This window comes from Gordonia oryzae (genome assembly GCF_003797185.1).
GTDB classification, from domain to species: Bacteria; Actinomycetota; Actinomycetes; order Mycobacteriales; family Mycobacteriaceae; genus Gordonia; species Gordonia oryzae.
On record NZ_RKMH01000014.1, the window covers coordinates 101,617 to 112,782 of the forward strand.

The following is an 11,166-nucleotide window of genomic DNA, read 5'->3' on the forward strand; positions in this document are numbered from 1 at the left end:
ACTCCTCGCTCCCCGATCCCACTCCCCGACCCCCGGCCCGCCGATCGAGGGCTACTGGTGCTCGCCCCGCTCGCGTCGGGAGCGGAAGGCACTCGGCTCATCGCGCCAGAGCGCATCCACCGGCCGCAACGTGACCTCGCCGCGATCGGCCGCCGCCACGGCCAGGATGCCCGCGACGCTGGTCGCGTTCACGATGTCGCCGGCGAACACCTTGCGGACCGCCTCGTCGGTGGAGATCCACTCGATCGACATGTCGGCTTCCTCATCACTGCGCTCGGCAGCAGTGAGCGTGTGCACACCCTCGGCGAGGTACAGGCGTAACGCTTCGTCAGTGAAACCCGGTGACAGATCGAGATCGACCAACACCCGCCACCGATCAGCGGCGAGGTCGGCTTCTTCGGCCAGTTCACGCCGGGCGGCGTCCACCGCCGTTTCGGTACCGCCCTGGTCGAGCAGCCCGGCGGGCAGTTCGAGTAGACGGCGCCCAATCGGGTGCCGGTATTGGCGGAGCATGGCAATCCGACCCTGCTCGTCGCGGGCCACGACGGCCACCGCGCCGAAATGCTCGACGACCTCACGCTCGGCGATTCGGCCACCGGGCATCACGACCTCGTCGACTCGTAACGCGAGGATCGCTCCCTCGTACACCAGGCGTGAACCACAGACCCCGAAGTCGTGGGTTCCGGCGCCACCGGAGGTGCCTGTCAAGCCCGATCGCCTCCGGCGTCGACGGACTCGGCGGTCGCGACCTGGGACTGGCCACTCCCGGCCTGCGGCGCGTCGTAGTCGCCCAGATCCACCGGAAGCCGTTCGGCTGCCTTGTATTTCAGTGCGGCATCGATGAATGCCCGGAACAGCGGGTGTGGTCGCGTCGGCCGGCTCTTCAGCTCTGGGTGTGCCTGGGTGGCCACCAGGAACGGATGCACCTCGGGCGGGTACTCGACGAATTCGACGAGATGCCCATCGGGCGAGGTCCCCGAGAACACCAGCCCGGACTCGGCGATGGTGTCGCGGTAGGTGTTGTTCACCTCGTAGCGGTGGCGGTGACGCTCGGAGACCTCGGTGGTTCCGTATGCCTTGGCGACCACCGAACCCTTTTTCAGGATCGCCGGATACGCACCGAGACGCATCGTTCCGCCCAGATCCGCCTCGCCGGCGACGGCATCGTGCTGGTCGGCCATCGTGGAGATCACCGGATGCGGTGTGTCCGGATCGAATTCGTCGGAACTGGCATGGTCGAGTCCTACCGAGCGCGCCGCCTCGATGACGATGCACTGCAAGCCCAGGCACAGCCCGAGTAGTGGGATACCGCGACGGCGGGCATAGCTGATCGCGCCGACCTTGCCCTCGATGCCGCGGATCCCGAAGCCTCCCGGGATGAGCACTCCGTCGACATCGGAGAGCGCGGCCTGCGCACCCTGCGATGTGGCGCACTCGTCCGAAGGCACCCATGTGATCTCGGTGCGCGCACGCCATGCGAAGCCGCCGGCTCGGATTGCCTCGGTCACCGACAGGTAGGCGTCGGGCAGGTCGACATACTTGCCCACCAACGCGATTCGTACGGTCTCCCGTGGGTCGTGCACCCGATTGAGCAACTCACCCCATTCGGTCCAGTCCACGTCACGGAAGGGCAGCCCGAGTTTGCGGACCACATATGCGTCGAGTTGCTCGCTGTGCAGCACCTTGGGGATGTCGTAGATCGACGGCGCGTCGGGTGTGGAGATGACGCCCTCGATGTCGACGTCGCACATCAGCGCGATCTTCTTCTTGAGACCTTCGGGGACGTCGCGGTCGCACCGCAGGATCAGCGCATCGGGCTGGATGCCGACGTTGCGCAAGGCAGCCACCGAATGCTGGGTGGGTTTGGTCTTGAGCTCACCCGACGGCGCGAGATAGGGCACCAGCGACACATGCAGGAAGAACACATTGTCGCGTCCCACGTCGTGACGGATCTGGCGGGCGGCCTCGATGAACGGCAGCGACTCGATGTCGCCAACGGTGCCGCCGATTTCGGTGATCACCACGTCGGGAGCCTCGCCGTCGTCGCCGGGCTCACGCATCGCGAGGACCCGCGACTTGAGTTCGTCGGTGATGTGCGGGATCACCTGCACCGTCTCGCCGAGGTACTCGCCGCGCCGCTCTTTGGCGATGACGCTCGAATACACCTGTCCGGTGGTCACATTCGCCGACTGCGACAGGTTGCGGTCGAGGAAGCGCTCGTAGTGTCCGACGTCGAGATCGGTTTCCGCGCCGTCCTCGGTGACGAAGACCTCACCGTGCTGAAACGGATTCATCGTTCCCGGATCGACGTTCAGGTAGGGATCAAGCTTCTGCATAGTGACCCGCAGACCGCGAGCCGTGAGGAGCTGACCGAGACTCGAGGCGGTCAAGCCCTTACCCAGGGACGAGGCGACTCCGCCCGTCACGAAAATATGTTTGGTGCCCGTATGAACACGCAGTGGTCGCAAAACCGTTTCTCCCGTCGGCCGGATCAGGTCATCAAAGCCTGCTCACCTACGGGACTCCAGGGTAACACCACAGCCGCCTCATGCCTGCCACGACACCGACGGGCGGACAAGCCCGCGTGTCGCGGCGGACGTGGGATGGTGGGCGACGACTCGCGCGTGTGGTGCGCTGCGCGTGGACCGCTCAGCCCGGTTGTGACTGGGCCGGCTGCGCGCCGACGGTGATCGCTGTCGCCCCCGGGCCGGAGCCGAAGGAACCAGAGCGACCCTGGCTCTCCTCCTCGAGCGCCAGAACGGTGGTGATCAGGCCGGTCTGCGCATCGACGTTGTCGATCGTCGTGATCACATTGCGCAACGCCGGGTCCGAACGGATCACCGCAATCGGCGACACGCCCGTTGCCGAACCACTGCGACCGAGGAGTTCACCGCCCTGCGCACGGGCGGTCATCGCGGCGGCCAGCCGGGCAACCAATTGCCCATCGGCGCCGGAGTTCTCAGGCAGCGCGCCACCGGAGACGAACACCACCAGATCGGCGGGCCGGATCGCGTTGTCGACATAGGTCAGGAACCCGCCGTCGCGCAGGGTTTGCAGCCCAGTTTGCCTATCGGCGACCGCGGCAGCGTTCTGATCGCTGCGGTGCATCACCAAGGTCCCCAACAGATCCCCGACCCGTGAGCCCGAGTCGGTCAGTTCCGCACGCAGTGTCGCACCCGGGGGAATCGTCTGGTCGACGATGGTGCGGACCTGTTCGGCGCTGTCGTCGCGCACGAGCTTGTCGGTGAGGCCGAGCTGCCCGGAAAACGTTGCACCCGCAGTCGACAGCGACTGTTTGACGGCGTCGACGTCGGAGTCGGCGGCGTTGGGCGTGGTGACGACGATAACGGAGTGCCCCTTGAGCTGATCGGCGATCAGCCGCGGAGCGATCGCGGCGTCAAAGCTGTTCGCGGCGTTCACCTGATCGTTGAGACCGTCGCGCTGTTGCTCGAGGTCGCCGATCCGGTCGCGACTTGTACCGGTCAGGGAATTGACGCGATCGCCCACGAACCCCGAGCCGAGGAACAACCCCAGCGCGAGGGCCAAAAACACCGCCACCAACGAGATGGCGTGCTGGCGTAGAGAAATCATGCCCTACCTGTTCCAGACTCCCCGAGCCCACTCGAACAAGTGGTTCCATTGGGCCACAGCCCAATCGGCGATCTCCGGTCCCGCGCTCGAGAGCATCACCGCGGCGATGATGGCAACCAGCGCGGCAAGAATGACGCAGGCTATCGCCGCGGCGGACACCCGGCTGCGATACAGCGTCGCGACCGCCTTGGCGTCGACCAGTTTGGGTCCGACCTTGAGCCGGGTCAGGAACGTCGACGGCGTCGACTCACGACGCGAGCGGTCGAAGAAGTCGTCGAGGGAGCCGCCGTAGCCGGCGGTGACGATGAGGTCGGCGCCATGGAAGTCGGTGAGCAGCAACGCGAGATCGGCCGCGGTTCCGGCGGCCGGGAAGGTCGTCGCACCGATGCCGAGGTCCTGGATGCGTTCGAGGCCAGGGGCGTGTCCGTCGGTGTCGGCGGGCAGCACGACCTGCGCACCACACCGCAGCGTCGCCGCCTTCATCTGGTCCGGGTCGCCGACGACGATCGCCGGTTTGTACCCCGCCTTCACCAGGGTGTCGGCGCCTGCACCCACGCCGACGAGAACCGGTGAGTACTCCTTGATGAACGGCTTGAGTGAACGCAGTTCGGTCCCGCGATCGGGTCCGTCGGCGACGATGACCACATGCTTGCCGGACAGGGATATGTCGACATCGGGCACGCCGACACCGTCGATCAGAAGTGGCGACTCGCTGCGGATGAATTCGATCGTGTTGCCGGAGAAGGCTTCCAGATGGTCAACCAGTCCGGTCTTGGCGTCGATCATCATGCTCGCAATGTCGTGCTCCTCGAGCGTGGTGCCGCGCGCGATACGCCGGTCCCCAACCATCAGACGGTCATCGTGGACGCGGAGCTTGGCGCCGTCCTTGACCCGCTTGAAGACCTCCGGGCCGACGTCGTCGAGCAGCACGATGCCGGAGGCCACCAGCACCTCGGGACCCAGATTCGGGTACCGGCCGCTGATCGACGGGGATGCGTTGACGACAGCGACGACGTTCGCCTCCACAAGCGCATCGGCGGTCACGCGATCGAGATCGACCTCGTCGAGGATCGCAATATCACCCGGCCCCACACGTGCGAGGAGGCGTTTGGTGTTCTTGTCGATTCTGGCGATACCAATGACGCCAGGCAGTTCTTCGGTGTTCCGCGCGAGCAGTGCAGGCATCTTCATGACGGCAATGATTGACCGCCCCGCGCATTGACTGCGGGAGGCGCGCCGCAACAATGGCAACTTTTGTCACACAAGCATCAAGAACACCGAACGACTCAGGAGCCCTTTTCTGTCTCAGCAGTTGTCAGGAGTTCCTCGGCGTGCGCCTTGCCCGTATCGGATTCCCCGAGTCCGGCGAGCATCCGGGCGAGTTCGGCGATCCGCTCGTCGCGCTCGAGCGCACGCACGGTACTCGTCTGCACCGCGCCCTTACTCGTGCTCTTGCCGATGACGAGGTGGTTGTCGGCGAACGCAGCGACCTGCGGGAGATGGGTCACGACGATGACCTGATGGGCACGCGCCAGCCGGGCCAGACGACGCCCGATCTCCACCGCGGCGCGCCCGCCCACTCCGGCGTCGACCTCGTCGAACACCATCACCGAGCCCGAAGTCGGTTCGGCGAGAACGACTTCGAGAGCGAGCATCACTCGTGACAGCTCACCGCCGGAGGCCGAGGTCGCGATGGGCAGCGGGCGGGCACCCTTGTGCGGAACCAGGGCGAATTCGACGCGGTCGGCGCCGTCGGCGCCGGCGTGTGCTCGCTGCCCGTCGACCTCGATGGCCAGCCGGTCGTCGGCATCGGCGGATTCGAGTCCGACCTCGACCGACAGCGTCGAGTCCCCCATCGCCAAACCGGCGAGTTCCTTGGACACCTTGCCGGCCATCGTTGTGGCCGCCTTCGCACGAATGCGATGCAGGGTGGCCGCGGCGTCGGCGACGACCTCGGCCGCCGCGGTGGCGCGCCGCTCGAGCTCTTCGACGCTGCCCTGGGGGTCCTCGATCTGCTCGAGTCGCGTCTGTGCCTGCATGCGCCAGTCGATCACCCCGTCGATGTCGGGGGCGTACTTGCGTATCAGCGACTTCACTTCACCCTGGCGCGAGAGCAATTGGTCGAGGGAATCGGCGTCGGTCGGTAGCGCCGACAGATACGCGGTGAGTTCGTCGCCGATGTCGGTGACAACCGTCAGTGTTTCGCCGACGCGGCCGGCGAGACGTTTGAGCTCATCGTCGGCGGCCGTCTCGAGCATCGAGCGCATCTGGCCGAGGCCCTCGATCACCGACCCCGACTCGCCGGCGACGATCTCGTGCGAACCCGATGCGGCGGACCGGATCGACTCGAGATCGGTGAGGCGGCGGATGGTGTCGGCGAGGGAGTAGTCCTCCCCGGGTTGTGGGTCGACCGCTGCGATCTCGTCGATCCCGAAGCGCAGTCGGTCGGCCTCCTGAGCGAGTCCGCGGGAGTTGGCGCGGAGTTCGTCGAGTTCGTCGAGTATTGCCAGCCACTCGGCTCGTGCACTGCGATAGGCCACGAGCGCTTTGACCGCCTTCGCTCCTGCGAAGCTGTCCAGCGCAACGCGCTGACGGTCGGGTCGTAGCAGTCGTAGCTGATCGTTCTGACCGTGCACGGTCAGCACCGAGCTGACAAGTTTGCCCAACGTACCCACCGGAACCGAACGTCCGCCGAGATGGGCGCGGGATCGGCCGTCGGCGTTGACGGTGCGGATCGCGATGACGGTGCCGTCGTCGTCGAGGTCGGCGCCGGCGGACTCGAGGAGGTCGGCCACCTCGCCATCGGGCCCCTGATCGGGATCGGCGACGCGGAAGCGCCCCTCGACCGTTGCCTTCGCGGCACCGGAGCGAACCCGCCCGGCGTCGGCGCGGCCGCCGGCCAGCAGACGCAGGCTGGTCACGATCATGGTCTTGCCCGCGCCGGTTTCACCAGTCAGCGCGGTGAAACCGGGAGGAAACTGCGCCGACGCCCCGTCGATGACGCCGAGGCCGGCGATGGACAGTTCTTCGAGCACCCCTAGGCCTGCCTCCCCCGCCAGCCCGTGACCGGCAGATCGAACTTTCGGACGAGGCGATCGGCGAAGGGATCGGAGTCAATCCGCACCCACTGCACCGATCGATCGCTGCGCACAACCTCGACGCGCGCACCGGAGGGCACGTCGAGTCGTCGCCGGCCGTCACACAAGGCGAAACCGGAGCGGCCGAGCTTGTCGACCTCCACCGCGATCCGGGATCGCGGACTGGTCACCATGGGTCGGGCGAACAATGCGTGAGCATTGCTCGGCACCACCAGGATTGCCTCGAGGTCGGGCCACATCACCGGTCCGCCCGCGGAAAACGCGTAGGCGGTGGAGCCGGTCGGCGTCGACACCAGGACGCCGTCGGCACCGAAACCCGACACCGGACGCCCGTCGACCTCGGTGATCAGTTCGAGCACGCCGGTGCTGGTGCGATTGAGAATCGCGACCTCGTTCAGTGCCCAGCTGGTCTGAGGGGTGCCCTCGGTGTCGGCAGGGTCGATCACGCTGACGTCGAGTGTCATCCGCGGTTCGACCCGATAGTCCCCGGAGACGAGCTGTGCCATCACCTCATCGACACGGTTCGCCTCGCCCTCGGCGAGGAATCCTATGTGGCCCAAGTTGATTCCGAGGACCGGGACACCTGCGGGGTAGGCCAGCTCGGCGGCCCGCAAGAAGGTGCCATCGCCGCCGAGCACGATGACGATCTCGCATCCCTCCGCCGAATCGGGGTCGCCCGAGGTCACCTCCACCTGTGCACCGAGTTCTCGCAAATGCCCGGGATCGAGGGGGTTGCGTTCCGGTGGTCGCGGGATCGGGCCGGTATCGGCCACCGACTGTGGGTAGGCCCGGGCCTCGCTCGCCGGGTCGGGATCGACGTGGGTGTCGTGATCGATGACCCGTAACGCCACACCGCCCTCTGCGCAATGCCGGGCGATCGCGGCGATGGTATCGGTGACGGTCTCGCGGCCGGTATGCGCGACGACGAGGAACTCGCGATGGGCGGAACCGGCCCGCACGGACCCGCGGGCCGTATCGGTAGCACCGCCTGTGCCAACCGAATCCGCGACCGATGCGTTACCCACCTGGTCTCCTCTCGTCTCGCGCGATGGCAATCAGCGCGGACCGTCGGCGACGGCCTGCGTGATCATCTGGATGATGTCCGGATTCACGTCCGGTTGCAGCGCATTCCGGTCGAGGACATCGGGTACCGGACCCGCGTCCGGTCTCTCGCCCTCAACCTGCGATCCGCCCCGGCTACCGACCCTATCGCCCAACGCCGACACCATGCCCGACGGCCGCTGCAACCAGAGGAAATACTCGACGTTGCCAGACGGTCCCGGCAGCGGGCTCGCCGTCACCGCGCGCGTGACGAGTCCGAGCCGCGCGGCTTCGGAGACCACCTTGACCACGGCCTCCACCCGTAGGTCGTGATCACGGACCACTCCGCCGGAACCGACGCGGTCCTTACCCACCTCGAACTGCGGCTTGACCATCGGCACGATGTCGGCCCCGGGGCGCGCACATGCGACGAAGGCCGGCAGGACCAATGCCAGCGAGATGAACGACAAATCGGCGACGACGAGGTCCACGGCACCCCCGATCTGTTCGGCAGTGAGATGGCGGACGTTGGTCCGGTCGCGGATGTCGACGCGATCATCGTTCTGCAGGCGCCAGATGAGTTGTCCATAGCCGACGTCCACGGCAACGACCTCAGCGGCGGCGCGGCGCAGGAGCACATCGGTGAATCCTCCGGTAGATGCGCCCGCGTCGAGACACCGCTTGCCGGTGACAGTCAGGCCCCGCGGTTCGAAGGCATTGAGCGCACCGATGAGTTTGTGCGCTCCGCGCGACGCCCACTCATCGCGGTCGTCGTCGATGACAACGATAGGTGTGTCCCGGCCGACGTTGGTCGCCGGCTTGGCGGCGATGGTGCCGTTGACCTTGACCGCCCCGCGCTCGACGAGTTCGCGCGCCTGCTCGCGTGAGCGTGCGATACCACGACGTACCAATTCAGCGTCGAGACGCGCCCGCGCGGCCACTCAGCGACGCCTCGGCCGTACTGGCCCGGTCACCGACGGTCCACCTCTGACAATGCGGAGGTCAGCACCTCATGCGCTTGCTCGAGCAATTGCGTCTGACGCGCCAAAGCCACCAAATCGATTGCCTCGCCGGACTGTTCGCGAATGTCATCCACCTGCCCGAGGAGTTCACGCACCCGCACCCGGATAGATTCGGCCAACCCCGGATCGACGGCACCGACGGTTTCGGCAAGTACCGCACCGGGCTTCGCGCCAGGCATCATCTGCGGCGTCGGCCCGGTCACCGGGCCAGGCCGCGCGGAGGGGTGGTCGGAGAAAGTCATTGCTCTCGTCCCTTCACTCGGCGCCCAGACCCAGATCCTCCAGCGCACGACGGACCACGGGGTCCTCGGCGGTGATGAGGATTTCCGTCAGGTCTATCTCGTCGGCATCGGCGAGCGCCCAGACACGAGCGGCTAGTGACGGCAGCAACCGCTGCGTCGCGGGCGGCTCGGCCACCGGTATCACCGTCAACGTGTCGCCGGTCTGCTCGATACGCCAGTCGTCATTGTCGACGATCCGCAGCGAATCGGCAGGGTCGAGAACTCCCGACAGATCGGCACAGACGAACGTCGGCCGCTGCTGCGGAGGTGCGGCGAGAAGATCTGCGGCCGTGCTGACACCGCTGAGCACCAGAAGACTGTCGAGGCCCACCGAATGTGCTCCCTGGATGTCGGTGTCGAGTCGATCCCCGACCACCAGTGGGGTGTGCGCGCCACTGCGGTTGATGGCGTCGGCCATGAGCGGCGCAGCCGGCTTTCCGGCAACGAGCGGTTCCTGACCGGTGGCGTTGGCGACCGCTGCGACGAGGGATCCGTTGCCGACGAGTAGGCCACGCTCGGACGGCAAAGTCGCATCGACGTTGGTGGCCACCCAGAGTGCGCCGGCCCGAATCGCCAGAGCCGCCTCCGACAAGCTCTCCCACGAGGTCTCCGGCGAAAAGCCTTGGATGACAGCGCGAGGACGATCGTGCGCGCTGCGTGTCACGGCGATTCCGACCTCACGCACCTCTTGGGCGAGGCCGTCGGTGCCCAGTACAAGGGCTCGCGAACCGGGCTCCAGGTGTTCGGAGAGCAACCGGGCTGCCGATTGCGCACTCGTGACGACCTGTTCAGGCGTCACTGTGAAGCCCATCGACCGAAGATGCTCGGCGACCGCCTCTGGACGTCTACTCGCGTTGTTGGTGACGAAGATCGTCGTCACGTCAATCCGCTCCAGCGTCTCCGGCGCGCCCGGTATCGGACTCGTCCCGGCGAAGACGGTGCCGTCCAGGTCAAGCAACAACGCGTCATACGCGTCAACGACGCGCACGGGAGCTGGCGTTGGGGAAACCGGCTCGACTTCGAGGGCCGGTACCACCGCGATTTCGGGACCCTCTTCCCGCTCCGGCTCTGCAACGCTTGCTGACCTACCGGACGCGGACTGGGACTGAGGACCGCGCTGCGGCTGCAGCTCAGGCTCAGGCTCGGCGATGGCGGTGCCGGAGTCCTGCTGGTCGTCGTGGGCGGGATCGACATCCGGCTCGCCACTGCCGACCGAGATCTCCATCAGCCGGAACTCAGCGTCAGTGGCATCTTCGGTGTCGGCGGCCGAGGCATTCATGAACCAGGTCGTCGCCTCATCGAGGCGGCCGGCAGCTTCGAGGGCCGACGCATAGGCGTAGAACAGACGAGCCGCAGCGGTACCGGAGCGGCTCGGACTCAGGTCTTCCAGCTGAAGGGTCACCAACGCCTTCTCGGACTCCCCAATGTCGAGACGCGCGCCGGCTTCGACGATGCGCATTTCGGTGGCTTCATCATCGCGCAATGCGCGCCCTTCCTCGCTGCGCGCGATCTCGATGGCACGCTCAGGTCGTCCCAATCCGCGTTCGGCGTCGGCGATGAGCGGAAGCAGTGCCGAACTACCGGTGATCCGACGAGCCGCTCTCAACTCGGAGATGGCTTCCTGCCATTGACCGGCGTTATAGGCGGCAACGCCGGCGGTCTCGCGGACCACACCCACGCGCGCCGCGCGACGCCGAGCCGCACGCGCATGTTCCAGGGCCAGATCGGCATCTTCATACAGCAGCTCCGCGACCATCACCAGATGCCGCGCGACACGCTCCGCTGTGCCCTTGTCCAGAGAAAGTAGATCACGCCGGGTATCAGGGTCGAGGTCGGCGGCGACAACGTCCTCGGGAAGCGCCGGGTCGCTGGGTCCATCAGTTGGTTGCCGACCCTCGCGGAGAGGGCGGCCCGACTGATCGGCTCGCTCCGCACGGTGGCGGCGGCCGCGGGTGCGGTCACGGTCATTCATGGTTGCCAATCTATTCCCTCATCACGGCCACGGCCGAGCCGACCCCGGGCACATCAGCGCCGACAAATGTAGAGGTGGGGTGATATGGGTGATGCCCCGCAACGTGGTGTGTTGCGGGGCATCCCGGAGGTGTTGTTCGGCGGTGTCCTACTCTCCCACAC

At 66.7% G+C, this 11,166-nt stretch carries 9 protein-coding genes; all 9 read right to left on the minus strand.

From position 1 onward, the window contains the following. Positions 1-51: 51 nt before the first annotated feature. The 9 genes from EF294_RS17330 to EF294_RS17370 all read right to left on the minus strand — a co-directional run bounded on the left by EF294_RS17330 (position 52) and on the right by EF294_RS17370 (position 11,005). A complete protein-coding gene (locus EF294_RS17330) occupies positions 52-708 on the minus strand; it encodes an NUDIX domain-containing protein (protein WP_123932222.1) in 657 nt (218 codons plus the stop codon). Further along, a complete protein-coding gene (locus tag EF294_RS17335; protein WP_185091137.1) occupies positions 705-2,468 on the minus strand; it encodes a CTP synthase in 1,764 nt (587 codons plus the stop codon). The genes EF294_RS17330 and EF294_RS17335 overlap by 4 nt, the downstream gene beginning before the upstream one ends. A gap of 181 nt (positions 2,469-2,649) precedes the next feature. Continuing rightward, positions 2,650-3,591: a copper transporter gene (locus tag EF294_RS17340; RefSeq protein ID WP_123932224.1), complete on the minus strand. Its 942-nt coding sequence runs from the start codon at positions 3,589-3,591 to the stop codon at positions 2,650-2,652. A gap of 3 nt (positions 3,592-3,594) precedes the next feature. Continuing rightward, complete coding sequence (steA, locus tag EF294_RS17345; RefSeq protein ID WP_123932225.1) at positions 3,595-4,782, minus strand: putative cytokinetic ring protein SteA; 1,188 nt, start codon at positions 4,780-4,782, stop codon at positions 3,595-3,597. 95 nt (positions 4,783-4,877) lie between these two features. After that, positions 4,878-6,626: a DNA repair protein RecN gene (gene recN, locus EF294_RS17350; RefSeq protein WP_123932226.1), complete on the minus strand. Its 1,749-nt coding sequence runs from the start codon at positions 6,624-6,626 to the stop codon at positions 4,878-4,880. A gap of 2 nt (positions 6,627-6,628) precedes the next feature. Beyond that, complete coding sequence (locus tag EF294_RS17355; RefSeq protein ID WP_185091139.1) at positions 6,629-7,648, minus strand: NAD kinase; 1,020 nt, start codon at positions 7,646-7,648, stop codon at positions 6,629-6,631. Positions 7,649-7,744: 96 nt separating this feature from the next. Continuing rightward, positions 7,745-8,671 (minus strand): TlyA family RNA methyltransferase, encoded by a 927-nt coding sequence (locus EF294_RS17360; protein ID WP_123932228.1) that lies wholly within the window; start codon positions 8,669-8,671, stop codon positions 7,745-7,747. 29 nt (positions 8,672-8,700) lie between these two features. Further along, positions 8,701-8,994, minus strand: a complete 294-nt coding sequence (locus EF294_RS17365; protein ID WP_123932229.1) for a hypothetical protein — start codon at positions 8,992-8,994, stop codon at positions 8,701-8,703. Between the two features lie 13 nt (positions 8,995-9,007). Beyond that, the gene (locus tag EF294_RS17370; RefSeq protein WP_123932230.1) at positions 9,008-11,005 is read right to left on the minus strand and encodes an HAD-IIA family hydrolase; all 1,998 of its coding nucleotides are present in this window, start codon (positions 11,003-11,005) and stop codon (positions 9,008-9,010) included. Positions 11,006-11,166: the final 161 nt, after the last annotated feature.